Here is a 24,218-nt window from a genome sequence, read left to right as displayed (position 1 = left end):
GTTGCTGGCGTTGTCAGAGTTTCAATGATGCAGGAACAGAAATCGTCAAATGAGCCGTTCATTCACGTTTCCCGAACTCAAGACCGAGCGCTTGACCCTTCGTTTGCCAAAAATGGAGGATTTTGCAGCATTTTCCGAGTATCAGAAATCAGACCGGATGACATATGTCGGCGGCCCGGTCGCAAGTGCGGAACAAAGATATCGCAAGTTTTCCAATCTGGCCGGACAGTGGATCCTGCGCGGGTTTGGTCCTTTTATTTTTGAGCGCAACGATACAGGTGAGCCCATCGGGGGTGGTGGTTTGTGGTTTCCCGCCACGCATCCGGAACTGGAAATCGGTTGGGCGATCTGGTCTGCAGATGCGGAAGGCCAAGGGTATGCGTTCGAAGGTGTTTCTGCCGCCCGCGATCATGCCCGGACGGCGTTCGGTCTCGACGCTCTCGCAAGTTTCATCGATATCGATAACGAGCGGTCAATTCGGCTTGCGGAAAAACTTGGAGCCAAAAAGGAAGAAACGCGGGTTCAGGAAGATTGGACCTATCACGTCTATCGTCACCCGGCCTTTCTGTGAAATCGACGGGCACAAATTTCTACCCAGAAATCTCAGGCAACTTCCACGGCGGATTGCCTGAGCGCTGAATAGATTTCAAGCGCACCGGCGACAACTGCCTGGTCGCCTCCTTCCGTCGGGAACAACTCGAAAAGATTGGCCGCACGGGAATATCGTTCATTCAGTCCGTCATTTCCGACGATGCCGATCTTTTGCCCTGCTTCTGTCCAACCGCAGCATTGGGCCTCGCGAAATTCGTTGCCAATCAACACACCTGAAATGAAATCCCGGATGTCTTCTGGCCCCAACTCATTGGCCAGCATTCCGGTACGCGCGGAAAAGAGCTGTGTCAGAAACGCCGCATCGGCATCCAGCATGTTCTTGGCAACGTTGACGCCGCGTTCAAACGCCGGCCAGTTTGCGGTGGCGGAAGCCTCGCCTGCTGTCTTGGCGATAAAGGAGTGTTGCGAGAGCAGGGCAAAGATCTCACCGGTGACGAAGGTCTGGAATTTCGCAATTTGTCCGGTCTCAACTTTTGCCCATTTGCTGTGTGTGCCCGGCAGTACGATTGTGGCCGGTCTTTGCAATCCGAAGCCGACGATCTGGGTTTCTTCACCTCGCATCACATCTGGAAAAGGTCGACGCGATCTGTCTGTGAGACCCGGGAGCAGAAAAAGTTCCGATCCGTTTGAGAGCCGTCGGCGCACCGTTCCCTCAGCTAGATCAACCACACGGGCAGGGCATGATATGTATGGCACTTCGACCCAGCCGTTTCTGCTGGTGATCATTCCGGAGGCAATGACGGGCAGCTTGCCATGGGTCTTCAACCAAGGACCTACCGTCTTCAGCAGCTCCGGTTCGAATTTCCTGTCGGCGATGAACTGAATTCCGCACCCGTTCTCGACAAACTCGATTGTTTTACCCGCAGGAGAAACCAATGCGGCGCGAAGTGACGTCGTGCCCCAGTCAACAACGATGACTTTTCCGGACGGCTCAGAGGTTTGGGCCACGCTGGATCCTTTCATGAATTGAAAACTCGATTTTTCGAGACCTTGCAATAATCGGGTTCTTAGGTTAGTGTCAATTTATGATATTAGGTATCACAATATGGACCATTAAAGAATGAGTGCTCCGATAAACGGAATCCTGCCTGTCCTGCCCACTCCATTCACCGCAGCTGGCGATGTGGATCTTGAGGCGATGGTACGGCTCGTCGACTACGCCTGCCGGTCTGGTGTCGATGGAGTCGTCTTCCCGGGTTTTGCCAGTGAGGTGGAGCATTTGACCGGTGAGGAACGCCAGGCTCTGCTTGAAAGAGTGGTTCGGACAGCCGGGGCAAACATGCAGGTCGTTGCCGGAGCGAGCGCAGAGACGCCAGCAGCTGTCATTGCTTATGGAAAAGGGGCGCATAGCCTTGGAGTTAACTGGCTGATGATCCAGCCGCCAAAGTCTCTTGGTTCCGGTGCGGCGGAAGTCATAGACTTTCTTCAGGAAGTCACCGCCCAGCTGCCGGACGCCCGGATCATCCTGCAAAATGCGCCTGCGCCCCGCGGTTCTGATCTGTCGCCGGAGACAATCCTGAAGATCGCCGAAGCGGTGCCTCAGATCGGTTACGTCAAGGAGGAAACGCTTCCCGCCGGACCCGCGATAACTGCAATCCTGAAGGGCAAGCCGCAAAACCTCCTGGGTGTGATTGGCGGAGGCGGTGCGCGCTATATTCTGGACGAATACGAGCGCGGAGCCTGTGCCGCGATGCCTGCGATTGAAATCGCGGAGGAACACGTGGCACTGGATACTGCCTGGCGGACAGGTGACCGCCCCGCCGCGCGCGATCTTTATGTCAGGACACTACCGTTATTGACCCTTCAGGCGATCTACAGGATGCGCCTGACCAAACACGCAATGGTCCGTCGCGGTATTCTTGAAAACGCCGTGGTGAGAGCTCCAACGCCCGAACTGGATGAGTTCGCGACCGCTGACATTGACGCAAATTTGGCAGAGTTGGGCATCATCGATGCCGTGAGCGCTTAAGAGGCAGCTATGGCCGATCCAGTCAAATCCATAAAGACCTTCACGCTGACCTTGCCAAGGGAAACGCCCTATCTAGGTGCAGCGCGTCCCGGCGAGGAGCCGAATGCGCAGGGCTATCTTGTGCGTAAGGGGAACCGCACGGTGTACCCTGTCTTCGACCGGTCGGTTCTGGTGCGAATAGAAACCCGGAGCGGGGTTGTCGGCTGGGGGGAAACCTATGGGCTGGTGGCCCCCGGTGCCGTCGGTGAGCTGATCAATGACCTGTTGGCGGGGTTCACGATAGGTCGCGATCCTAGTGATCCAGAGGCCATCTACGATGATCTCTACGACCTGATGCGGGTGCGCGGTTATACCGGCGGTTTCTATGTTGACGCGCTCTGTGCCCTCGATATTGCCCTTTGGGACATTGCCGGAAAACAAGCCGGACGTTCAGTGACCGAGCTGCTCGGTGGGGTGAAACACGCTCAAATTCCGGCGTATGTTTCCGGCTTGCCTGAAAAAACGCGCGCCAGCCGTGCAGCTCTTGCGAAGTCCTGGCAGGACCGTGGTTTCAATGCGTTCAAATTTGCCACTCCTGTCGCTGACGACGGGCCGGCGGAAGAAATCAGGACCCTTCGCGAGACACTCGGTTCGTCAGCAATGATCGCGGCCGACATGCATTGGAACCAAAGCGCTGATGAAGCTCTGGCGCTTATCAGGGCCATGGAACCGCATGGGCTTTGGTTCGCGGAGGCTCCTGTTCGAACTGAAGACATCGCGGCGCTTGAGAGGGTCTCTCGGGCCAGCAATTCTTCCATTGCCGTTGGTGAGGAGTGGCGAACCCATTTCGATATGCTGCACCGGATTGAACGCTGCAACATCGCTATCGTGCAGCCTGAAATGGGCCACAAGGGCATCACGAATTTCATGCGGATCGGGAGATTGGCCGAACAGCATGAAATTGACGTCATTCCCCACGCCACCATCGGTTCCGGCATCTTTCTTGCCGCCAGCCTGCAGGCCAGCAGCGCCTTGGCGATGACCCGGTATCACGAATTTCAACATTCGATCTTCGAGCCCAACCGACGGCTTCTGTCGGGAAACATGGACTGCCGGGAAGGGTACTACACACCCTCTTCAGGCCCGGGTCTGGGTGTCGAACTGTCCGAGGAAGCGGTCAATCTGCTGAAGCCGTTGTAGCTGGAAAGCAACGCGGCACCCTCAAGATCAACTGACAGCACACCGGAACAGATGTGCGAACTGAACTGAAAACGGAGGAGACACTGTGAATATCAAAGCAATATTGATGGGAGCCGCGACAGCGTGCACCATCGCGTTCGGCGCCTCTGCTGAAACTCTGACCCTTGTAAATGCGGATTCGATCGGGTCGCCAATGGACCAGATGAACGCGCACTTCGCCAAGCTGATCGAAGAGCGGTCCGATGGTGAAATCGAGGTGAATTACATTTCCGGCAACCAGTTGGGCACACCTCCTCAGGTGATGGATCAGATTTCAGCGGGTGTCGTCGATGCCATGGGAACAGCCGGTGCCTGGCTTTCCGCCTATGCTCCCGATACGCAGATCCTGACCTGGGGCTTTACGTTCCGGGACGGAGATCATGTGTTTGACTTCTTCAACAGTGATCTGTTTCAGGATCTGACGACGGAGATGCGTGACACGGGCCGCATTCGTGTTCTGTCGGCCGGGCCGACCGAGCCGCGCGTTGCGTTCCTGACCGAGCCGCTTGAGGAAGGCGGCAATTTCAATGACCGCAAGATGCGCATTCCGCAGATCCAGTCTTACCTGGAACTCTGGAAAGCGCTTGGAGCGCAACCGACCCAGGTTGCCTGGAGTGAAGTGTATCTTGCCATGAGTACAGGGGTCGTGGAGGGAGCAGAAGGTCCTCCGACGGCGGCAATCTCCCAGCGATTTCATGAGGTTGCGCCGAACGTTTACCTGACCAATCATGTCTGGGCCACGTCGACCATCGTCATCAACGAGGACAAGTTCAACAGCCTGTCGCCGGAACACCAGGAGATCGTGAAGCAGGCCGCGCTCGATTCCGCTGTCTGGGCCTATGACGATGCAACGACCCGTCGGGAAGAAGTCCTTGCAAAGATGAAAGAGGGCGGAGCGACGATCAATCAGTACGACGCCTCGGGATTGCAGGCCGCAGCTCGGGAAGCTGTCGCGAAGCTCGAAGCTGACGGCCTGTGGCGAGAAGGCCTCTTCGACGCAGTTCAGCAGCAATAAGCTGTCTGGTTGCCGGGTGCCAAACCCGGCAACCTTTCCGGCCGGAGAGATGTTTCCGGCGCAGATGGGAGGAGCCGATGCAAGGCGTTCTTAAGTCCGTCATTCGATGGATGGGCAAGTTTGAAATGGCATGCGCCATGGCGCTTACAGTGCTGATCGTGGTCACGATCACGATGCAAATCGTGATGCGCTACATCTTCAACGCGCCCGTGCCGTGGATGGAAGAAAGCGTGATGATCATGTTCATCTATGTCACGCTGTTGGCAGCAGCCGTCGCTGCGAAGGAGAAGCGCCACATCCTTGTGGATCTTCTTCCTGCGGGTCGGATGTCACGCTTCCTTGGTCTGTCCATGTCGGTTCTGACGGTGGCAACGCTTCTCCTGATCCTGGCAAATATGGGGCCGATCATGACGGTCGAAATGCGCCGCACCACGGTGTCGCTGCCGGTAAACTTTCCGATCGCCTATTACAATTCAGTCCCTCTCGCATACTGCTTTTGCTCGATCATCCTGGCGATCCTTTACGATGTGATCTTTGAGCGAAAAGACGACCAAGAGGCGCTTGTCTGATTATGGAAGCCCTGGTTCTTCTCGCCATTCTTTTCGGCCTCATCTTTCTTCGAATGCCGGTGCCGTTTGCGATGCTCACCTCGGCGGTGGCGTTTATCCTCATCCAGATGTGGGCCGGAACTCAGCCGATTTTTGCGATTGCCGGCCTCAAAGTGATCCCCCAGAGGATCACACCGTCGCTTGAGAGCTTTCCGCTGCTGGCCATTCCCCTTTTTGTCTTCGCAGGGAACCTCCTGAACGCAACGGGAATCTCAGACAGGATTTTTGCCTTCGCCAAAACTCTGGTGGCTCATATTCACGGTGGGCTGGCCCATGTAAACATCCTTGCCTCCATTGTCTTTTCCGGAATGTCGGGCGTCGCGACCGCGGATGCAGCCGGTCTCGGTGCAATCGAGATCAAGGCAATGACAAAGGCCGGATACGACCGGGCGTTCAGTGCTGCCGTAACAGCGGCTTCTTCGATCATTGGTCCGGTCATTCCGCCAAGCGTGATCATGGTGATCTATGCGGTCCTGTCGGGCGAGTCGATTGCTAAACTGTTTCTGGCAGGCATTGTGCCGGGCCTCTTTCTTGGCTTTGTTCTGATGGCCCTGATTTACGGTTTGGCTGTTACCGGCCGGGTACATTCTCCCCGTACACCGAGAGCGACATTTCGGGATGTAACCTGTGCCGCCTGGCGGGCATTGCCCGGTCTCATGGCGCCGATCCTGCTGGTCACCGGTTTGTTGACCGGGGTCGCGACGCCAACCGAACTCGGGGCGGTCGTCACCGTCTATGCCATCCTTCTCGGTGTTCTGACCCGTGAACTCACAATGGAGAACTTCATCGGGGCCTTGCGCACGACGGTGTTCACGATCGGTGCCCTTGTGTTCATCCTCGGCTGCGCCGCACCGATTTCATGGATCATTTCTGTATTGAATGTCCCGGCTGCACTTCAGAACGGCTTGCTGTCTGTATCGGACAATCCGATCGTCCTGCTTCTGATGATCAATCTCATGCTGCTGGTCGCAGGACTGTTCCTGGAAACGACAGCAATTCTCCTGATTGCTGTGCCGACACTTCTGCCGCTGATCAAGACCATAGGAATGGACCCGACACAATTCGGTGTGATGATGATCTTCAATCTGCTGATAGGTGCGATAACGCCGCCATTCGGCGTGATCCTGTTCATCATGATGGACATTGCCAAGCTTAGCTATGGCGCTCTGGTCCGCGCGATGTTGCCGTTTTATCTACCCATCGTGATCACGTTGATCGTTATCACCTTGATCCCCGCCATTACGCTGTTTCTGCCCAACCTGGTGGCGAACGGATTGCCCTGAGTTTTCACCTTTGCCGTTTGCCGTTCGGGCCCAACCCAACGCGATAAGGACACACAATGAAAATACTGGTTACGGGCTCTTCCGGGCGCATCGGATCGCGGGCAGTGGAACGACTTCTGGCGCGCGGTGACCGGGTGAGGGGACTGGATATGCGGGCGTCCGGCAGACAGGCAGAAGGCTACGAGGAGATCGTGGCCGAGCCTGGGGATGTCAGTAGAGCAGAACAGGCGGTTGCCGGTGTGGATGCGGTGCTGCATCTCGGTGCGTTCATGTCCTGGTCACCGTCAGATCGGGCCACAATGTTTGCAGCCAACGTGGAAGGAACGCGCATCTTGCTGGATGCTGCCGCAGACGGCGGCGTGAAACGGTTCGTCTTCGCGTCTTCCGGAGAGGTTTATCCGGAAAACCGACCCGAATTCCTCCCGGTGACGGAAAACCACCCCTGCCATTCCAACACAACCTACGGTCTGACGAAAATGCTGGGAGAGGAATTGGTCAGGTTCCATCAGCGTACCGGCTCCTTCGAAACGGTTATTCTGCGCTTCTCGCATACACAGGATGCATCCGAGCTTCTGGAGGAGGAAAGTTTCTTTTCAGGTCCTCGCTTCTTTTTGCGTCAGCGGGTGGCGCAACAGAGAAACTTCGGCAATCACGCTGTTGCGGACCTGCTTGCCGCCGCCGATCCCGGCATTCCTGCCCATATCCTGGCGCGCAATGAAAACGGACGTCCGTTTCAGATGCACATCACCGACACCCGAGACATGATCCAGGGGGTGGAGCTTGCCCTCGATGCTTCGGAAGCTGCTGGAGACATCTTCAATCTCGGTGCAACCGATCCTGTTGATTTTACAACTCTTCTGGAGAAGATGTCGAAGATTACCGGTTACCCCGTGGTAACAGTCGATCTTCCAGGTGCCGGCGTCTACTATGAAACCTCGAACGAGAAAATCCGACAGGAACTGGGATTTAAGCCGGAATGGACAATAGACCGAATGCTGACAGAGGCAGCCGAGGCCCGAACGAAACGGATGACGGGGTAATGCAGCGCGACAAGACCGTGCCTGCAGGGGCTGCGGCGTTGGCAAAAGGGCTCACATTGCTCAACCTGATCGCCGATGCGGAAAGTCCAATTCGTTTTGCCGAGTTACAGCGTTTGTCGGAACTTTCAAAGCCGACATTTGCAAGAATCCTCAGAACCCTGATCGCCTTCGGACTTGTTCGTCACGATGAGAACAAGGGCACTTATTTTCTGGGACCGAGATTTCTTGAACTGTCGCATCGCGTCTGGGACACGTTCGACCTGAATTCCTTTTCCCAGGCGGAGCTGGATCGGCTGTCGCAAGAGTTGGGTGAGACCGTTGCGCTGTGCAAACTCGATCAGGACAAGATTGTTTATCTGCTGGAACGATCCGGCGCCGGACTTGGCGTGCGGGTGGAACCCGGACAACGCGAGCCGCTTCATTGCACAGCTGCGGGTAAGGCGCTGCTTGCGTTTCAGGAACCGTCCGCCGGCAGAGCCCTTATTGACCGGCTGGAACTGGATGGCTTTACGAAACAGACATTGACCAACCAGACGGCCCTGAATGCGGATCTCGCCCTGACCAGGGCGCGCGGGTATGCGATTTCGTTTGAGGAGTACCAACAGGGCGTGAACTCGGTTGCCGTTGCCATTGGCGCACCGGACGGCACCCCGCTTGGGGCGCTGACCGTTCTTGCGCCAGCCTCCAGGCTTGATGAAACCAACATTCATCCCGTCGGCCGGGACCTGATTGCAGCCGCAAGGCGCATTACCGGTTCCGCGGGTGCCGTTGCAATCAGCTCAAGGCCACAGCCAAGGGACAGTGAAGCGAGGCAAGTCGCGGATCTGGATTGCATTTTGCCCTGGGGAGCGCAACTGGGCGAGGCCCCTGTCTGGCATCCGCTTGAGAACCGGCTTTACTGGGTCGATATCCTGCGGCCCGCCGTCTATCGCTTTTCTCCCGAGACCGGGATCAACGAGGTCTGCACGCTGGACAAGCTGGTCAGCGCCGTGCTGCCGAAGTCCGGCGGTGGCGTCATGGTTGCTACGCAGGACGGAATCGAGGCACTGGACTTTGAGACCGGTCGTCTGAACTCCTTCAGTCATCCGGAAAACGATCGTCCGGAAAACCGTCTCAACGACGCCAAGGTCGGTCCTGGAGGAGCCATATGGGTAGGATCGATGCGGATGGACGCCGCCAAACCAAGCGGCGGTCTTTATCGTGTCGACCCGGATGGCGGATTTTCCCAGAAGGAAAGCGGTATCACCGTCTCCAACGGTCTCGGTTGGAGCCCGGACAACAGCACCTTCTACTTCGTTGATACGGTGCCGGGCGTCATTTATGCCTATGACAGCACTCCGGGCACGGGCAATCTCGCCAATCGACGCGTTTTTGCGAAGATCCCACAAGAACAGGGGCGTGCGGATGGCATAACGATCGACCGCGATGGCGGTGTCTGGTGCGCGCTCTGGGATGGCTGGAGCGTTCGCAGATACACGCCGGACGGAAAGATCGACTTTTCCATTGAGCTGCCAGTGCCGCGTCCGACCAGTCTGTGCTTTGGGGGGGCGAACAACGACATGCTGTTCATCACCAGTGCACGTACCAGATTGCCGGCGTCCACGCTCTCCGAGGCGCCTCTCTCTGGTGGAGTTTTTGCCTGTAAGCCGGGGTTCAGTGGTCTTGACTCCACCTTGTTCACGCCAGCCACATAAGACCGATATGCAGTACTCACCGCAGACCATTTTCGACCTGACGGGTCGCACTGCTCTTGTCACCGGTTCAAGCCGCGGGATCGGCGCCGCGATCGCCTGCGGTCTTGCCGGAGCCGGGGCGAAAGTGTTCGTTCATGGCCAATCGAAAGCTTCGACTGAAGACACTCTTGCGCAGATCCGAGCGGCAGGGGCCGAAGGAGAAGCCGTCTTTGGCGACCTTGCAATAAAGGGGCAGGGGAGGAAGCTCATTGAAGAGTGTGAGCGCCGGGCTGATCACCTCGACATTCTCGTCGTTAATGCATCAGCGCAAATCAACGCACCGCTCGCTGGACTTACCGAAGCCGACCTTTCCCATCAGATCGATGTCAATCTTCGCTCGACCATCGACATGCTGCAAACCTGCCTGCCGCTGATGGCTGCGCGTGGTTGGGGCCGTGTGGTCAATATCGGTTCCATAAACCAGTCCGGTCCGAAGCCAGTTGTTACGGCTTATGCAGCGACGAAAGCAGCGCAGCACAACCTGATCCAGAGCCAGGCGCGTGAATATGCACGCTCCGGGGTCACGTTGAACACCCTGTCTCCCGGCCTGATCGATACCGACCGGAATGCGGACAGAAAGTCGAGCGACCCGGAAGCTTGGGGCGACTACGTTTCAACGGCCAACTGGATGGGAAGAGCCGGTAACGCGGAAGAGATGATTGGAGCCGCCTTGTTGCTCGCTTCTAGTGCGAGCAGTTTCATGACAGGAGAAGTCGTCACCCTCTCAGGCGGCTACTAGGCTAGTTTAATCCAGCTACTGGTGGTGAACTTGAAAGAACGGGGCGCCGGGTCAGCAGGGTTCTCCGGGCTTCTTTCGCATGTCCAAGTTTCATCAGTGCGTTGACATATGCCAACTCAATCAAGTCGCGTTGCGCCCGACTGCCACCAAGACGTTCAGTCGTCGCCATGACAGCAGAGAGCTCCGAGAGCGCTGCGGACCAATTGCCACGCGCAATCTCTCCCCAGGCTCTTGCAACGGGACGTACCAGATCCCCTGCAAACCCTTTGGTGGTTTCAGCGATCGTGGCCAGGCGATCACCGTTCCCCGCCATGGCGTGACTCAATGCGGCGTGGATATCGGCGAAACTCTGTCCGGTCTGAGGGAAACAACGGGCGGCATAATCGCTCAGGTCTTTCCAGCGCCGAGGTTCAACGGTCATTCCAGCAATCTCTGCACGATGCAATATGGCGGCCGTGTCCGTCAGGACGTTTATTGGAAGTCCCTTGGCGGTACCCGGTTTGACACCGCTGTCCACGGCCTCCCACATCGCCGTTTCGTCGCCGTCATGCAGGGCCCACAGCGCAAGATGCCAGGTCAAATGTCCATGCAGAACAGACCTGTCGTCATATGCCTCCATCCATTCACCCAGATAGGCGCGTCCTGCAGCGGTTTCCCCCACTTCGTATTGAGCGTGTGCTTTGAAATGCGATCCGTTGGCATTTCGCGGGTTCTGTTTGAGAGACTTCTCCATGAGTTCGGCTGATGCGTCCACCTGGCCGGTTTCGCACAGGGAAAGCGCATGCATGGACATCATCCACCAATCTTCTCCGTAATGCGGCAGTAGCGCCTCGGTGAATGCGAGCAATTCCGCTTCACGGCCAGGCTCGCCGGAAAAGCCGATCAATCCGAAGACGTTGGTGCAGAGCTGCGCGGCCATCGTGTCGCGCGGGAACTCTCGCACGTGCCCCAAAACGGCCGTCCTTGTCTCACTGGCCTTCCCGGCGAGGAGCGACGACATCATTGCAATATGAGCGCGTTCCCGCGTGTCCGCGGAACCTGCCAGTTCCAGGCTCTTTGCAATCGAAACCTTCGCCTCAGGCATTCTTGCGCTCATCATCAGTGCGCGGGCATGGGCCGCATGTCCAAGTGCAAATCCCGGGTCAGCGGCTATCGCATCTTCGAACGCTTCAATTGCACCGTAATTTGCACCGAGGAACAGCTGCAGTCCCTGGTCATAGTGATCCCGGGCCCGTGAAGAGCTCGTCGAAATCGCATTGCCGTACTCGTCGGTCAATCTCAACGTCCAGTACCTCCCTGCAAGGCCTCCCGCTGCAGCGTAGGCCATGAAAGTTACCCGGCCAAACGATCTTTAATTGAATAACCGATTGGTTATATAAATTAATGGTTGTAGTGCTGAGGTAATTGCTGCCAGCCGAAACCTTCAGCCTACTTACTGGTGGAAGAGTGCGGACTCCATCAAACAGTAGTCAGAGAGTGACTTCCCCCTTTATCAGGATATGCACTTCACCTCCGATCAGGATCGGTCCGCCGGGTGAGGTTCTCACAGAGACACGTCCACTTCTTCCGATCTTTGTTCCCTGGGAAATCAAGAGCGATTTTTCCAGACGCCCGGTTTCCCTGAACCAACAGGCGATGGCTGCGTTCAGCGAGCCGGTGATCGGATCTTCGCTCATCCCGCTGGAGGGTGCCAGCATACGCACCTCATAGTCGGTTTCCCTGTCATCGTTGTTCTTCCCGATCAGGCCGATTGCCTTGTACTCCGGCCATCGGACGTTGCTGGAATCGACCGCCAGAACACTGTCGGCGCAATCCAGTTCAAAGACCTGCCAGACTGGGCCGTTTGTCAATTCAGCTGTGGTCAGGACCTGATCATCCTGCAAACCAAGGCGATCCATTATTCGCGCTTTCTCGCCGTCCCTCATGGATTTGATTTCTGTTGGCGGCGCTGCGAAAGCGGGAGCGGGTCCGGACATGTCTATCTCAACAATGCCAACGCCGCACTCCTGCCTGACGACGTTTGGATTGCCCGGAACACCACCCGCCTGAAGCCAGGTGATACAGCTGCCAAGGGTCGGGTGTCCTGCAAACGGCATTTCTCTCAAAGGTGTGAAAATTCGAACCCGGTAATCGGCCCTTTCGTCTGTCGGTTTCATCAGGAAAGTCGTCTCTGCCAGGTTTGTCCAGCGGGCGAAGCCTTGCATCTGCTCGTCAGTGAGACCGTCTCCATCGACAACAACAGCGAGAGCGTTTCCTTTTGTCGGCACGGATGTAAACACATCACATTGAACAAACCGGCGTGACTTCATCGTTTCCTATTTCCTCTGATTGTCTCTGGCAGAGCGTGTTCGATTTCCGAGTTAACAAGCCGCACGCGACCTGCGCGTCTGTCGCGTTCTCCGTCAACCTGTTGGACACCACAATGCCTGGCCTGGAACATGTCCCCGGAACAGCAAATTAATTCTGAACCGCGCCTTTGAATGCGGCTGAAAGTGCTTCAATGGCATCGCGTGGTCTTTGGTCTTTGACCCTTGTGTGAAGGACGATCGGCAAGGAGGGCAAGTCGGGAAGCCCAAGCCTTGGGCCAACGTCGACCGCTCCGAAAGGCAACATGCGGCGCGCCAAAGCCGAAACGCCGAGCCCTGCCATGACGGCGGCGGACACCGCCGCAACTCCGCCTCCTACAAAAACTTCGGTCCAGAGAATGCCGGCTTCATCAAGAAGGTCTCCTGACATGATGCGTACACCGCAAGGTGCCGGCATTGTCGCGACAGGCAGCGGTTCGTTTGCACGATGTTGCCAATTTCTCGAAGCAAACCAACTGAATTTTTCTTCAGCAAGATGTTCACCGTCGCTTCTTCCGTCATGAAGGCGCACGATAACGGTGTCCAGTTCGTGCCGGTCGAAGCTTTTCAGAAGATCACTGGAAGACCCGATCCTTATCTCAATCAGCAAATTGGGATCCTGCGCATTCATGCGCGCTATCAACACCGGAAGCTCAGGTCCAGCAACATGATCGCTGATGCCGATCGTCACCCGTTGCCGGGTGGCTGTCAGGGCGGACAGTGCACGATCGTGTTTTTTCAGGAGCTCACGGGCATGTTCCAGAAATGTTGCTCCTTGTGCCGAAAGCTGCACATAGCGAGGGGTGCGTTCAATCAGTTTGCAGCCAAGCCGGTCTTCGAGCCTCTTGAGTTTCAGACTGACCGTAGATTGGGTGGAGCGGGTCGCCTCGGCTGCACGCGTGAAGCTGCCCAGTTCGGCAATGCGAACAAAAGTTCGAACCGCATCAAGATCAAGAGGACGATTAGTCATTTAAAATCTCAATTTTTGATATCGAGATTCATTGCATATCAAAATGATAGCGCAGCATCTAGGGTCAATTCCGGACAAGCCAGAAAGGAACCCGCGATGCCACTCGTTCAAATCTCAATGTGTTCAGGAAAGTCTGACGCCTTTCGTCAGGCAATTTTCGACGGAATTTATCATGCGTTAAATCAGGAATTTGATGTGCCGGAGGATGATCAGTTCATGACGATTACCGAGCACTCTGCCGCAAACTTTCGTTACGGGGCGACCTATCTGGATATTGCCCGCAGTGATGATCTTGTCTTCATTCAGATATCAGCGAACAACACCCGCAGTACGGAGCAGAAAAAGGCGCTCTACAGACGCATCGCAGCCTTGCTCGGTGAAGATCCCGGTCTCAGACCACAAGACGTTTTTGTCAATCTGGTAGAGGTTAGCAAAGAGAACTGGTCGCTTGGACTGGGTGAGGCGCAATACGCATAACGCAAACCTGCTTGATCATCCGGGAAACTATTGCTTCGTCTTTTCGTGAAGACGGTCATAAAGGCCCGGCAGGTTGTAACCGAGCGTGTCCCAGAAGGCGCAATTGGCGTCCGTCGTTCTTCCACGACTGATCGGGTCGTTCAAGATCTGCACGCGCTTCGAGCCGGCTCTGTAACGCGGCCAGTCGGGCGTTCTGGTAGAGTTTGGCGTCCCGGTGGTGGCGAAATGCGTCCAGTAGTCCACCATGCGTTCAGAGAGGCGCTTTTCACCAGGCGAGAACTCTGCCTTAACCGGAGGACTTTCAACCGTCACAGTGGTTTGCGAGCCGAAAACGAAGGGAAGTTCCATCTCGTGACATACGCGGTCTTCGCCGGGGGCGCAGAGCTTGTCGCGCGGCATGATGTCGTAAGACGGAACATGGGTGAAGAAGTAACCGTAGACAGGCCGGTTCGACCGGTTCATCACATGCCGGTTGGCGCAGGTGAAAAGATAGTCCGTCAGCACATTGGAGAACTGCCAGGTATTGTCACCGTCGATCGGAGCGTAGCGGTCAATCGCTTCGACCTTTTCAGCCAGCGGCTTGGAGAACAGCAGGTCGAGCACCAGACGGTACTCGATCCGCGGGATTTGACGCCCCAGCAGGCCGAGCCTTGCTTCCTGGGCAAAAATCACGCCTTCATCGCGGTTGGTGCCGATGATCGTGGACTTGCCGATCCTGTCCTGGTTGGGCTGCTTTGTGAGGACCTTGCCGTCGAGTACCGGCGACCATGTCAGCTGGCCGCTGAATCCGGCCAGATAGGACGTCAGGCGCAGTCTGAGTGACGACTCGTGCTTGACGACTTCACTTGCAGGGCGTTGGCGCAGACAGTCCGTATCGCCTTCGCGGCAGCCGAGAGCGGACCGCAGGCGTTTGCCGAACCTGCCTGCTTCTGCGAGGGATTTATATGGCAGTCCGTATGGATTGCTCTCCATGATCGCAGTGCGGAAGTAACGCCGGCTGGTGGGAGACGTCAGATGCAGTGCGGTCGACATTGCGCCGGCACTTTCACCAAACAGGGTCACTTTGGAGGGATCACCACCGAAAGCGGCAATATTGTCGCGTACCCAACGCAGCGCCAGTTGCTGGTCGAGGAAACCGTAATTGCCTTCAAATCCATCGATCCCGGCCAAAAACCCGAGTGCGCCAAGCCGATAGTTCAAAGTGACGACGACGACATTGCCTTTCTCCGCCAGAACCTTGCCGTCGTAGACCGGATTGGCGCTTGATCCGAAAAAGAAGGCGCCGCCATGAATGAACACCATCACAGGCCGGCGTGCGCCGCTTCCGGCAGGTGTCCAGATGTTGAGGCTCAGACAATCCTCGCTTTGCGGAAAAGGTGTGCGTTTTGCAGGCTGCGGGCAGACCGGGCCGAAGCCGGTCGCCTGGTATATGCCCGGCATTTTCTCGGCGGGTGTGGGCGGTGTCCAGCGCTTGTCGCCGGAAACCGGGCCTGCGTAAGGAATGCCGAGGTAACTGCGTAGGCGTTTGTTGCCGTCCACAAACAGTCCGCAGACATTGCCGCTGGTCGTTGCGATCTCCGGTGCTGTGCAATCCGGTTTGGGATTTGTGGTGGCCTGACTTTGTAGAAGGTCGGTATTGACGCAGCCGGACACGGAGATGAGAGCCGCCGCAACAGCACCTGAAATCCTCAACCATCGCATGTGCAATCCCCCACCGACCGAGTTGCAACTCAAGGCAGTATGGCATCATTCGTTGGAAACTGAAATCGGGCGGTGCTGACAGCTCAACCGAGAGGGATTTCTCTTCAATGATTGTACCGCTTTCAGGCACAGGAAATTCAGGGGCAAATTGAGGCAACCTGCACGGCCGCTCGGCTTTATTTCGTTTTGGATGCATAATGACTGGCAACGCAGAAGGTGCGGAGGTTGGTCGCTTTGACGGCTGAACGCGAAGTAATTGTCCTGGGTGGGACAGGGTTCCTCGGGAGGCGAGTTGTCCGGAGGTTGCTGGACCACGGGCATCGCGTCGGTGTTGGAACACGCTTTCCCGAAAAACTGGCCCGGATTTCTGCGCGTTGGGAACAAGAGGTCCGCCCGATTGAAATCAACCTTTCGGATACAGATTCAATCTGGAACGCTCTCAGTGGAGCAGGGGCCGTGATCAATTGCATTGGGCTCTATGTCGAAACGAGAGCGGACACCTTCCAAAGTGTTCACGTGGACGCGGCGAGAACTGTTGCAAGGTGCGTCAGGGAGACAGAAAATTGTAAATTGGTCCACGTGTCAGGGATCGGTGCCAGGCGAGATTCCCCTTCCGACTATATCCGCGCGCGCGCCGAGGGAGAGGAGGAGGTTCGCAGTGTTTGCCCCGCGGCAATCATCCTGCGCCCGAGTGCCATGTTCAGCAGGGACGGCGCTTTTTTTGGTGACCTGGACGCGATCATTCGGCGCCTTCCTGTTGTGCCGCTCTTTGGTGATGGAGCCACGCGGCTTCAGCCTGTTTTTGTCGGCGATGTCGCCGAAGCTGCCTGTCGTGTTCTGGATTCAGACGCGGCCACCGGAACAGTTTTTGAGTTAGGCGGACCCGAAATAATCTCCTATCGAGAGATCGTGAAGAGGCTCGCCGCACGTGCCGGCCGACGTCGACTGCTCCTGCCTGTGCCTTTCGCGATTTGGCGCGTCCTCGCGGTGCTGGCAAACCAGTTGCCAAATCCTCCTTTGACCCCTGCGCAGGTCGCGCTGATGGAAAAAGACAATGTTGTTGGCGGAGATGTCGCAACATTTGCTGACTTGTCGCTCTTGCCGCGATCTGCCACCGCAATGGATCTGGTCTAGCCAACGGACTGAGCGGGTTTTCGCAACTCGAGCCTGCAGTCTCGGAGAAGAACCCCATTTTCATTTCTGTAAGTGTGTTTCTCGTTGAATTTGCGAAGGGGTGTGATCCGACAATCGGATGGGTGTTTAGTCCGGTGCTGCCATCAGCAGGTGACTGTCACAACGTCTGCAATCGGTGCTGCCGAAGCCTGCGAGGGCGATCTTGAACCAAGGCGTTGCAAGAAGCCCATCTGCCAGCTCGCACTCGTTTCCGTCTGGAACGGCCAATGCCGCCATGGCGATGGTTTGCACTGTCAACCTGTCGACATGCCAATGGAGTTTCTTCTTCTCCCGAAAATGTCGCTTCAACCGTGCGGCAAGACCACCACTGCCGCGAGCGCTGCCCAGGTAGAAATACCAGCCAGGCATCAACCGCCCCCGACATGTCCGGTTGATCTCGAGATCAACCGGGCCGCCCAGACAAAGAGCCAATGCGTAGGCTCCCTTGTCCCGCGGAATTGCATCGGGATTGTCAGGGAAAGTCCAGACGCCATCAATTTCTGAAGCCGCGATATGTTCACGAAACTGGGTCGATATCATGAGGTTGATGCATGCTCCACTTCAGCGACTGGCTCCACCTGATGAAATTAGAATTTAGTCCCGTTTGCTGTCACTGTTGACGTGACCTGGCATTTCCGTCGCTGCGTGACCGATGAGCGGAATGCCTGAAAGTGAGCATTCTAGCGCATGGACATCAGGCTCGTCATGAGGGTCGTGCCTACTTGAACAGTCTTGCCTCCTTTGACATCTTCCGGATTGATCCCGATGTCCTTCAGCCGGTCTTCATCAAGTTTTTCCAGAATGTCGCGATTGGCTCGACGGCGAAGCGCTGTTCCGATCGCTCCGATCAGCTTTCGGGCAAAGAGCTGTTCTTTCACGTTCTTGTTGAGAGTTCCGGACTCGGTTGAACGGATCACGGTGATACTCATTGTTTTGCTCCATCTATGGCTACTGACCCGGGTGATGGAACAAGCATCGCTCGCTGCCGTTTGCGGAGCGGGCTGGCAAATGCAAAAGCACAATAAAAAGAATGGCCTCGGCGTGAAATTTACGTAAAATCCGGTCTTCCAAGCTGTCGGAGGCGTGGTGGCGATGGTAGGGATTATCAATGAGTGTAGACCTGCTTGGCGGTATCCAGCTGAAGGACGGGAACGGTTGCGAGTGCCAACTGCCGACAAAGAAGGCAGCTTTGGTTCTGGCCGTTCTTTGTCTGAAGGGAGCATCCGGCGTCACGCGCACATTGCTTGCAGAACTGATTTGGCCGGACCGGTCCGAGGGGCAAGCCAAGTCCTCCCTGCGACAGGCACTAACTGCGATCAGGAAAATATTGGCGCATTGCCTGCCGGAGTTTTCGTTGGAGCCGTCTCTCGACAAACTGCGTCTTGTTGGGCCGGATGATCTGATCGACATCCGCAGCTTTTCCAGGAATGCGAACTCAATTGATCCCGACGATCTTGCTGTGGCTGCTGTGCGCTATGGCGGTGATCTTCTGGAAAATGCCGATTTACCGGTGCCGCTCGCCGAGATGGTAACTCCGTTGCGCGTGCAATTGAGGCATCAGGCGTTGGTGCTGGTTGAAACACTGAGCAGGCAGGCTGCTCCCGGCACCGAACAGTTTACTGCATGCGAAGCGCTCGCAAACCGGCTTGTTGCGAGCGACCCGGCGGCCGAGGAGGCTCACCGTGCGCTGATCCGCTTGCGCTTGTCTGAAGGACAGACCAACGCTGCACGGCGCCAGCTCGAGCAATGCAGCGAGGCAGTCAGGCAGCAATTAGGGGCTGAACCGGAAGAAAGCACGCTGGCATTGTTGCGGATGGCGCAAAGAACGGGAGCCGACACTGATCAGCTCTTTCAATCGACGTCGGCGCAAGCGAGCGTGCATCTGCCCCAGGGGCGACCCGGCCCGTCTCTCGTCGTAATGCCATTCGATACACTTGGTCCCGAGGAAGACGATTTCTTTGCAGATGGTGTGGTTGATGAAATTACGTCGGCGCTCTCGCGCATTCGCGAATTCTTTGTCATCGCCCGGCAGACCGCTTACACCTACAAGGACCGCTTTGTAGATGCGCGGCAAGTTGGGCAGGAACTTGGTGTGCGTTATCTCGTCGAAGGCACTGTGCGCCGAGGTGGCGACCGGCTTCGCATAACGGTTCAACTTGTCGAGACCGAAAATGGCACCCAACTTTGGTCAGACCGTTTTGAAGGCGACCTTTCGGAACAGTTCGAGTTGCAGGATCACATTGCATCTCGTGTCGCGGGCGCCATTCATCCCAGCATCCGTGCGTCTGAGATCGATATCGCCCGTCGAACAAAGCCGGAAAATCAGCAGGCCTATGACTTCGTTATGCGTGCTCTGCCGCATTTCTGGGCTCATCGGGACGAGGGAAATCGTAAGGCACTTGCATTGCTCGACAAGGCTCTGGAACGGGATCCCGATTACGGAGTTGCCCTGGCCTACAAGGCTTGGTGTCATGCGCAGCAGGCCTGCTACCTGTGGTCCGAGAATCCGAAACGGGACAAGAGCCTGGCGATATCGACAGCAAATCAGGCCGCCTTGTGCGTCAGCGATCATGCCGCGGCTTTGACCGCGATTGGCGCTGCCTACACCATCGCGTCAACCGACAGGGAACTGGCAGAATCCTTCATCTTGCGGAGCCTTGACATGGACCCCAACAATGCCTGGGGTTGGATGCGTCTTGGGTGGCTCGGGGTCTTGTTCAACCGTACGGAAAACTCGCATGAGTGTTTCCGCAAGTCCATAGAGCTCAGTCCCCGCGACCCGTTTCTGTTCAATGTCTATTTCGGCATGTCGGCGGCACATGCGCGTGAGAATGACTTGCCAAAGGCGATAGAGCTTGCGGAAAAAGGTTTACGAGCCGGCCCTGGCGTCACGTGGGCCTACAGAATGCTGGCCGCATATTGCGCACGGCACGGGGACGAGAAGAAATCCAAATATGCTATCGAAAAACTGATTGAGCACAATCCGGGACTTACGATGGAACGGCTTCGCGCCGGATTGCCGCAAGGCTATGTTCTGAGCGACCCTGAATACTTCGAGATACTCAGCGGCATTGGGCTTCCGGAGAAGTGACGGCCCTGCTCCAAAGTGCGTACTTCAAGCCGAAAGTCCAGGGACGATATGGCTGGCGCAAAAGCGGTAGTTGGGAAGACTGCAAAACTTCTCAGGATAGGTCGCAATTTCACGACGCGCGACGAAGCGCTACTTTGCCGAGTTTCTCGACCATGAGATCTGCAACAAGCGCCACATGGGCTTCCTCAGGACCTGACTTGTGTACGGAGATGGCCACCTCCGTGAGGGGGGGCAGCCCCGCTTGTCCATCGATGATTTTAAGAGAGCTTGGAATGACCGAAGCCTCCATCACAGAGACACCGGATCCTTCCAGCATCGCTTGTTCCATCAGGCCGATGCTACGGGTTGAGTAAGCGACACGCCAGCTACGGTCTGTCCCTTTGAGGGCATCCAGCGCAACGTCTCGGCAGACACAGCCGGATGGGAACAGGACAAGCGACAGTGGATCTTCGGGCTGATCTGTAAAAGTCGGAGAGGCCACCCAGTGAAGCGGCTCGTACCTTGCAATCTGCCCGGCAACCGCGCTCGGGTGATGGGTCGCGATGACAACATCGAGCTGCCCATGTTCAAGCATCGGCAAAAGATCACAGGCGTTGTCGCAGGTCACTTCGAACTGGAGGCGTGGATGATCTTTTGCCAACGCTGAAAGAATGGGAGGCAACAGATAGGTTGCGTAATCGTCCGGCGCACCGATCCGGACGAGACCTTCAGCCTCCGGCCTTTGAATATGCGACAGCGCGGCATCGTTCGCAGACAGGATGCGCTTGGCGTAGACCAGCAGGGTTTCACCTGCATGCGTGATGGAAACCGACTGGCGGCTGCGCTCGAACAGGCGCTTCCCGGCGATCTCTTCAAGCCGCTTGATTTGCAAGCTGACGGCCGACTGAGTACGGCCGACGGACTGACCGGCCTGCGTGAAATTTCGATGTGCCGCAACGGCAACGAAAGACCGGAGCAGTTCGATTTCGAGATCGCGTTTCATGAACCTATCATTTCATAAACTCATCACGATTAGCAATATTATTCGTTTTTCTTATCTGGTGCCGAGAGATACGTTTGCTGCAGGAGGAAGGTGAAATGCTTGATCTGATCGCTCAGTGTCTGTTCGAAGCAACGCGCATCACCCCTGTCGGCAATGCTGTTCCAACAGGTGCCACTGGTGAAAATCGACGGGACAAGATGGTGGATCCCATCGACCTCGTGCGGCACAAAAGGGCGGAATTTGCAAAACTCCACACGATTAAAGGCGCGTTTCTGATGCCGAACGCGTGGGATGCCGGATCGGCGCGTCTGCTTGAAAAGCTAGGGTTTCAGGCTCTGGCAACCACAAGCGCAGGATTGGCGTTTTCATTGGGGTTGCGAGATTCCAGCGGTAGCCTGTCGCGCGGACAGGTGATCGATAATGCCGGTGCCATTGTCGAAGCGACGAACATTCCGGTTTCGGCGGACCTGGAAGACGGATTTGGCGCTTCACCGGAAGATTGTGCGCTGACCATTCGCGAGGCCGGGCAAGTCGGTCTGTGCGGTGGAGCAATTGAAGATGCAACCGGCAATCCAGACCAGCCGATTTACGAGTTCGGTCTGGCTGTGGACCGGATCCGGGCTGCGGTTGAAGCCAAGCCTCATTCCGACTTCCTCGTAACGGCACGGGCCGAAAACTTCCTGTACAACCGACCAGATCTTGAGGATACAATTCAACGATTGCTGGCGTTTGAGGAAGTTGGTGCGGATGTGGTCTATGCACCGGGTCTTCCCGACATCGAAACCGTCAGGGCGATCTGTAGCGCCGTTTCCGTTCCGGTGAATGTTGTAGTCGGGCTAAGCACCGCGAATTTCACGGTGGGCGATCTCTCCGCGGTGGGTGTACGGCGCATCAGCACCGGCGGGTCACTCGCCCGGGCAGCTCTCGGCGAAATGATCAGGGCTGCCTCCGAGCTCAGGGAAACGGGAACGTGCGAGTACGCAGCAAACGCGATCTCGGACGCTGATGCCTCTGCTCAGATGCGCCGAATATCTCGAATGGTGATGTAGTTATCATTGAACGCGTCAACTGGCTGGCTTGCGTCGTTGCAAGGACGACAATTTCTCCACTCAATGGGCTGGAGGCGTTTCGGTTCTGTGAAACCCCGCTTGAAATGAAGGGAAAACAGCTTCTGATGGCGCGGAGCACAAATGAACAAGGCGCCTCGCAAATCCGGATTCTGGAAGACCTGCGAGGCCAGTTAGGTTGCAAAGGCTATCCAACCATGGACGCGCATAACCTTGAGGAAGGGGGTTGTAAATGACGGTTCTGGCGACAGCGGTACGGCTGAAAAAATTCGCCGGCAAAAATAATAATTTCGATGACAGAAGTGCGGAGGGTTACCGCTTGGGAGGCAATCTGTAGTGGTAGCTGTAGACTTCCTCGAAGCCCAGGCTGGCGTATAGAGAGCGTGCTACCGAATTCTGCGCATGGACTTGCAAATAGGCTTGTGTTGCTCCCCCGGCTTGCCCCCAGTTCATCAACGCTTGCGTGACAGCTCGTCCGTGGCCTTTTCCCCGGGCCCGGGGTGATACAACAATGTCGAACAACCCGACCATGCCACGTTCACGCACGGCCAGTCCAAAGCCGACTGCTGTGCCGTTCTGGTAGACGGTTGCGAACGCTGCCGGCATCTTGATGGCGTGGACGATTTCTTCATGTACAGGTCGAAGATCCACCGAGATCTGATTGGCGTCGGCAACGCTGCTGAGCCAATCTGATGAAGGGCTTTTCCTGATCTCTATCTGCTCCGGCAATCTTGCGTTTTCGATCGGTGCGAGCAGGACCAGAGACTGGTCGAAAAAAGTGTATCCGCGGTCCTGAAGCAACGCGTCGCATTCAGGTGGCGCCAGTGGGGACAGGCGAAAGATCGGCGGCAAGTCGCATCTGGCGTAAAAGGACTCTGCTTCGCAGACAATCTCTTCGAATTTCGACCAGGGAGCGAGCGCGTTGACCGAATTCGAACGCTTGGTGCAGCCGCCGGAGATACGAAACACCCATCCGCCCACCGAAACAGTCTGCAAAGCTGGCCAGGCGTTTAGCGCGACTTCTTCGAGTGTTCTAACATCAAGTGTCGTCATTTACGCGGTTCCACAAGTCCATCAAATGCTAGTTATGGCAGCACTTTGGAAATGCCGCACGCACGAACTTCATCGCTTCCAGCTTGGGATCGAGAGAAGATTGGTGGAAGTAAAGCGGGGAAGCCCGGGAGGAACCTCTTATTTCAGCTTTCGTCGACCACGATCAGATCAATATCGTTCTCGTCCAGCATCTGGCAAATATCGTCTGCGGGCTGAACATCTGTGAAAAGAAGGTCGATCTGATCAGCTGTTTCCAGGGTAACCGGTGCGCGTTTGCCGAATTTCTCTCCATCTGCGACCACAATGCGGACTTGTGCATTTCCGATCGCGATGTTTGCAAGATTGGCTTCTTGCAGGTCGTGCAGCATGAAGCCCTGGTCTGCATTGATGGCACCAATCGAAAATACGGCGAAATTCACATTCAGACGGCGGACAAGGTCCTGCGCCTCAACGCCAAATGCCCCTCCGTCATGCGCGCGCAGTTCGCCACCGGCCATGAACACTCTGTTGCCGTTGCGCATGGACAGGGTCTGCGCCACGAAAACCGAGTTTGTCAGGACAAACAGGTTCTGATGGTTTTTAAGGGCAAGGGCGACGTAGGCGGTCGTAGAACCAATATCGAGGAAAATGGAATCGCCGTCGCTCACGGTCTTCGCCACCGCCCTGGCAAGAGCTTCCTTTGCATGGACCTTCTTGTCGAGACGGCTTTCGAAAGTCGGTTCCAGAATGTCCTCGATGAGATGGACGCCGCCATGCACCTTGCGGACGATTTTCCTGTCTTCAAGTGTTCTGAGATTCCGGCGGATCGTTTCGAGTGTGACGCCAAGCTCCTTGGCCAGAAAACTGACACGGCAAGAACCGCCCGCGCGCCGCAGTTCTCGCAAAATTTCTTCTTCTCGTTGGTTTGTCGTTTTCGGGGTCATAAGCCGCTGCTCAAAATCGAATTCCTCAGTCAGGTCCTTCGTTTACAAGGAATCTTGCACAAAGCAATCACATGGATGTCACATACCTATATGTGGCATTAGACCATTTTTTTATGGCTTTGTGTGGTTTTTTGTTGATCTGATTCACTTTAGAGAGTTCAATAACCACATTGAATGTGACATTTTAGAACAAAAAGCCACATTGGGAGGAGGAGATGA

23 protein-coding genes are annotated in these 24,218 nt (G+C 56.2%); 13 read left to right on the top strand and 10 right to left on the bottom strand.

Annotation, left to right across the window (positions count from 1 at the left end; genetic code table 11):
• The first annotated feature begins 49 nt into the window (after positions 1 to 49).
• Positions 50 to 571: a GNAT family N-acetyltransferase gene (locus ABLQ08_RS24740; RefSeq protein WP_352947832.1), complete on the top strand. Its 522-nt coding sequence runs from the start codon at positions 50 to 52 to the stop codon at positions 569 to 571.
• Positions 572 to 603: 32 nt separating this feature from the next.
• On the opposite strand, the gene ABLQ08_RS24735 is transcribed toward ABLQ08_RS24740, so the two are convergent.
• Positions 604 to 1,560, bottom strand: coding sequence for a 2-dehydro-3-deoxygalactonokinase (locus ABLQ08_RS24735; RefSeq protein ID WP_352947830.1), 957 nt, complete (start codon positions 1,558 to 1,560; stop codon positions 604 to 606).
• Between the two features lie 112 nt (positions 1,561 to 1,672).
• On the opposite strand from ABLQ08_RS24735, the gene ABLQ08_RS24730 reads away from it, so the two are divergent.
• The 8 genes from ABLQ08_RS24730 (at position 1,673) to ABLQ08_RS24695 (ending at position 10,217) form a co-directional block, all read left to right on the top strand.
• The gene (locus ABLQ08_RS24730) at positions 1,673 to 2,581 is read left to right on the top strand and encodes a dihydrodipicolinate synthase family protein (RefSeq protein WP_352947828.1); all 909 of its coding nucleotides are present in this window, start codon (positions 1,673 to 1,675) and stop codon (positions 2,579 to 2,581) included.
• 9 nt (positions 2,582 to 2,590) lie between these two features.
• On the top strand, positions 2,591 to 3,760 hold the full coding sequence (locus ABLQ08_RS24725) for a mandelate racemase/muconate lactonizing enzyme family protein (RefSeq protein ID WP_352947825.1): 1,170 nt from the start codon (positions 2,591 to 2,593) through the stop codon (positions 3,758 to 3,760).
• An 85-nt stretch (positions 3,761 to 3,845) separates the two neighbouring features.
• Positions 3,846 to 4,814, top strand: coding sequence for a TRAP transporter substrate-binding protein (locus ABLQ08_RS24720; RefSeq protein ID WP_352947822.1), 969 nt, complete (start codon positions 3,846 to 3,848; stop codon positions 4,812 to 4,814).
• 77 nt (positions 4,815 to 4,891) lie between these two features.
• Positions 4,892 to 5,383, top strand: a complete 492-nt coding sequence (locus ABLQ08_RS24715) for a TRAP transporter small permease (protein ID WP_352947819.1) — start codon at positions 4,892 to 4,894, stop codon at positions 5,381 to 5,383.
• A gap of 2 nt (positions 5,384 to 5,385) precedes the next feature.
• Positions 5,386 to 6,705 (top strand): TRAP transporter large permease, encoded by a 1,320-nt coding sequence (locus ABLQ08_RS24710; RefSeq protein WP_352947816.1) that lies wholly within the window; start codon positions 5,386 to 5,388, stop codon positions 6,703 to 6,705.
• A 56-nt stretch (positions 6,706 to 6,761) separates the two neighbouring features.
• On the top strand, positions 6,762 to 7,745 hold the full coding sequence (locus ABLQ08_RS24705; RefSeq protein WP_352947813.1) for an NAD-dependent epimerase/dehydratase family protein: 984 nt from the start codon (positions 6,762 to 6,764) through the stop codon (positions 7,743 to 7,745).
• A complete protein-coding gene (locus tag ABLQ08_RS24700; RefSeq protein WP_352947810.1) occupies positions 7,745 to 9,439 on the top strand; it encodes an SMP-30/gluconolactonase/LRE family protein in 1,695 nt (564 codons plus the stop codon). Before ABLQ08_RS24705 ends, ABLQ08_RS24700 begins: the two co-directional genes overlap by 1 nt.
• A gap of 7 nt (positions 9,440 to 9,446) precedes the next feature.
• Positions 9,447 to 10,217 carry an SDR family NAD(P)-dependent oxidoreductase gene (locus ABLQ08_RS24695; RefSeq protein WP_352947808.1) on the top strand — a complete coding sequence of 257 codons (771 nt, stop codon included), beginning with the start codon at positions 9,447 to 9,449 and terminating at the stop codon, positions 10,215 to 10,217.
• Between the two features lies 1 nt (position 10,218).
• Here ABLQ08_RS24695 and ABLQ08_RS24690 read toward each other — a convergent pair whose 3' ends face one another.
• The 3 genes from ABLQ08_RS24690 to ABLQ08_RS24680 all read right to left on the bottom strand — a co-directional run bounded on the left by ABLQ08_RS24690 (position 10,219) and on the right by ABLQ08_RS24680 (position 13,532).
• Positions 10,219 to 11,544 (bottom strand): tetratricopeptide repeat protein, encoded by a 1,326-nt coding sequence (locus ABLQ08_RS24690; protein WP_352947806.1) that lies wholly within the window; start codon positions 11,542 to 11,544, stop codon positions 10,219 to 10,221.
• A gap of 142 nt (positions 11,545 to 11,686) precedes the next feature.
• The gene (locus tag ABLQ08_RS24685) at positions 11,687 to 12,526 is read right to left on the bottom strand and encodes a PhzF family phenazine biosynthesis protein (RefSeq protein ID WP_352947804.1); all 840 of its coding nucleotides are present in this window, start codon (positions 12,524 to 12,526) and stop codon (positions 11,687 to 11,689) included.
• Positions 12,527 to 12,674: 148 nt separating this feature from the next.
• A complete protein-coding gene (locus ABLQ08_RS24680; protein WP_352947801.1) occupies positions 12,675 to 13,532 on the bottom strand; it encodes a LysR family transcriptional regulator in 858 nt (285 codons plus the stop codon).
• Positions 13,533 to 13,628: 96 nt separating this feature from the next.
• Here ABLQ08_RS24680 and ABLQ08_RS24675 point away from each other — a divergent pair, with 96 nt between their 5' ends.
• A complete protein-coding gene (locus ABLQ08_RS24675; protein WP_352947798.1) occupies positions 13,629 to 14,009 on the top strand; it encodes a tautomerase family protein in 381 nt (126 codons plus the stop codon).
• Between the two features lie 27 nt (positions 14,010 to 14,036).
• Here the strand turns inward: ABLQ08_RS24675 and ABLQ08_RS24670 are convergent, their stop codons facing one another.
• Positions 14,037 to 15,710 carry a carboxylesterase/lipase family protein gene (locus ABLQ08_RS24670; RefSeq protein ID WP_352947796.1) on the bottom strand — a complete coding sequence of 558 codons (1,674 nt, stop codon included), beginning with the start codon at positions 15,708 to 15,710 and terminating at the stop codon, positions 14,037 to 14,039.
• 216 nt (positions 15,711 to 15,926) lie between these two features.
• Here ABLQ08_RS24670 and ABLQ08_RS24665 point away from each other — a divergent pair, with 216 nt between their 5' ends.
• Positions 15,927 to 16,844, top strand: a complete 918-nt coding sequence (locus tag ABLQ08_RS24665; RefSeq protein ID WP_352947793.1) for a complex I NDUFA9 subunit family protein — start codon at positions 15,927 to 15,929, stop codon at positions 16,842 to 16,844.
• Between the two features lie 126 nt (positions 16,845 to 16,970).
• Here the strand turns inward: ABLQ08_RS24665 and ABLQ08_RS24660 are convergent, their stop codons facing one another.
• Together ABLQ08_RS24660 and ABLQ08_RS24655 are read right to left on the bottom strand one after the other, a co-directional pair.
• Positions 16,971 to 17,423, bottom strand: coding sequence for a GIY-YIG nuclease family protein (locus tag ABLQ08_RS24660; RefSeq protein WP_352947791.1), 453 nt, complete (start codon positions 17,421 to 17,423; stop codon positions 16,971 to 16,973).
• A 140-nt stretch (positions 17,424 to 17,563) separates the two neighbouring features.
• Positions 17,564 to 17,812: a DUF1127 domain-containing protein gene (locus ABLQ08_RS24655; RefSeq protein ID WP_352947789.1), complete on the bottom strand. Its 249-nt coding sequence runs from the start codon at positions 17,810 to 17,812 to the stop codon at positions 17,564 to 17,566.
• A gap of 179 nt (positions 17,813 to 17,991) precedes the next feature.
• Here ABLQ08_RS24655 and ABLQ08_RS24650 point away from each other — a divergent pair, with 179 nt between their 5' ends.
• Positions 17,992 to 19,974, top strand: a complete 1,983-nt coding sequence (locus ABLQ08_RS24650) for a BTAD domain-containing putative transcriptional regulator (RefSeq protein WP_352947786.1) — start codon at positions 17,992 to 17,994, stop codon at positions 19,972 to 19,974.
• A gap of 109 nt (positions 19,975 to 20,083) precedes the next feature.
• On the opposite strand, the gene ABLQ08_RS24645 is transcribed toward ABLQ08_RS24650, so the two are convergent.
• Positions 20,084 to 20,956: a LysR substrate-binding domain-containing protein gene (locus ABLQ08_RS24645; protein WP_352947783.1), complete on the bottom strand. Its 873-nt coding sequence runs from the start codon at positions 20,954 to 20,956 to the stop codon at positions 20,084 to 20,086.
• A 209-nt stretch (positions 20,957 to 21,165) separates the two neighbouring features.
• On the opposite strand from ABLQ08_RS24645, the gene ABLQ08_RS24640 reads away from it, so the two are divergent.
• Positions 21,166 to 22,005, top strand: a complete 840-nt coding sequence (locus tag ABLQ08_RS24640; RefSeq protein ID WP_417714955.1) for an isocitrate lyase/PEP mutase family protein — start codon at positions 21,166 to 21,168, stop codon at positions 22,003 to 22,005.
• Positions 22,006 to 22,335: 330 nt separating this feature from the next.
• Here the strand turns inward: ABLQ08_RS24640 and ABLQ08_RS24635 are convergent, their stop codons facing one another.
• Both ABLQ08_RS24635 and ABLQ08_RS24630 read right to left on the bottom strand, forming a co-directional pair.
• Positions 22,336 to 23,076 carry a GNAT family N-acetyltransferase gene (locus ABLQ08_RS24635; protein WP_352947780.1) on the bottom strand — a complete coding sequence of 247 codons (741 nt, stop codon included), beginning with the start codon at positions 23,074 to 23,076 and terminating at the stop codon, positions 22,336 to 22,338.
• A gap of 143 nt (positions 23,077 to 23,219) precedes the next feature.
• Positions 23,220 to 23,999, bottom strand: a complete 780-nt coding sequence (locus tag ABLQ08_RS24630; RefSeq protein ID WP_352947777.1) for a DeoR/GlpR family DNA-binding transcription regulator — start codon at positions 23,997 to 23,999, stop codon at positions 23,220 to 23,222.
• Between the last annotated feature and the right edge of the window lie 219 nt (positions 24,000 to 24,218).

Origin of the sequence: Roseibium sp. SCP14 (assembly GCF_040329475.1) — a bacterium.
Lineage (GTDB): Bacteria > Pseudomonadota > Alphaproteobacteria > Rhizobiales > Stappiaceae > Roseibium.
This window is presented reverse-complemented; position numbering and strand designations above follow the sequence as displayed.

Bases quoted from the DNA above. Each gene is read 5' to 3' on its own strand.
- ABLQ08_RS24740 (WP_352947832.1), top strand. From the start codon at position 50: ATGAGCCGTTCATTCACGTTTCCCGAACTCAAGACCGAGCGCTTGACC.
- ABLQ08_RS24655 (WP_352947789.1), bottom strand. From the start codon at position 17,812: ATGAGTATCACCGTGATCCGTTCAACCGAGTCCGGAACTCTCAACAAG.
- ABLQ08_RS24725 (WP_352947825.1), top strand. From the start codon at position 2,591: ATGGCCGATCCAGTCAAATCCATAAAGACCTTCACGCTGACCTTGCCA.
- ABLQ08_RS24685 (WP_352947804.1), bottom strand. From the start codon at position 12,526: ATGAAGTCACGCCGGTTTGTTCAATGTGATGTGTTTACATCCGTGCCG.
- ABLQ08_RS24705 (WP_352947813.1), top strand. From the start codon at position 6,762: ATGAAAATACTGGTTACGGGCTCTTCCGGGCGCATCGGATCGCGGGCA.
- ABLQ08_RS24680 (WP_352947801.1), bottom strand. From the start codon at position 13,532: ATGACTAATCGTCCTCTTGATCTTGATGCGGTTCGAACTTTTGTTCGC.
- ABLQ08_RS24690 (WP_352947806.1), bottom strand. From the start codon at position 11,544: ATGGCCTACGCTGCAGCGGGAGGCCTTGCAGGGAGGTACTGGACGTTG.
- ABLQ08_RS24635 (WP_352947780.1), bottom strand. From the start codon at position 23,076: ATGACGACACTTGATGTTAGAACACTCGAAGAAGTCGCGCTAAACGCC.
- ABLQ08_RS24675 (WP_352947798.1), top strand. From the start codon at position 13,629: ATGCCACTCGTTCAAATCTCAATGTGTTCAGGAAAGTCTGACGCCTTT.
- ABLQ08_RS24695 (WP_352947808.1), top strand. From the start codon at position 9,447: ATGCAGTACTCACCGCAGACCATTTTCGACCTGACGGGTCGCACTGCT.
- ABLQ08_RS24730 (WP_352947828.1), top strand. From the start codon at position 1,673: ATGAGTGCTCCGATAAACGGAATCCTGCCTGTCCTGCCCACTCCATTC.
- ABLQ08_RS24710 (WP_352947816.1), top strand. From the start codon at position 5,386: ATGGAAGCCCTGGTTCTTCTCGCCATTCTTTTCGGCCTCATCTTTCTT.
- ABLQ08_RS24645 (WP_352947783.1), bottom strand. From the start codon at position 20,956: ATGAAACGCGATCTCGAAATCGAACTGCTCCGGTCTTTCGTTGCCGTT.
- ABLQ08_RS24650 (WP_352947786.1), top strand. From the start codon at position 17,992: ATGAGTGTAGACCTGCTTGGCGGTATCCAGCTGAAGGACGGGAACGGT.
- ABLQ08_RS24700 (WP_352947810.1), top strand. From the start codon at position 7,745: ATGCAGCGCGACAAGACCGTGCCTGCAGGGGCTGCGGCGTTGGCAAAA.
- ABLQ08_RS24660 (WP_352947791.1), bottom strand. From the start codon at position 17,423: ATGATATCGACCCAGTTTCGTGAACATATCGCGGCTTCAGAAATTGAT.
- ABLQ08_RS24715 (WP_352947819.1), top strand. From the start codon at position 4,892: ATGCAAGGCGTTCTTAAGTCCGTCATTCGATGGATGGGCAAGTTTGAA.
- ABLQ08_RS24630 (WP_352947777.1), bottom strand. From the start codon at position 23,999: ATGACCCCGAAAACGACAAACCAACGAGAAGAAGAAATTTTGCGAGAA.
- ABLQ08_RS24670 (WP_352947796.1), bottom strand. From the start codon at position 15,710: ATGCGATGGTTGAGGATTTCAGGTGCTGTTGCGGCGGCTCTCATCTCC.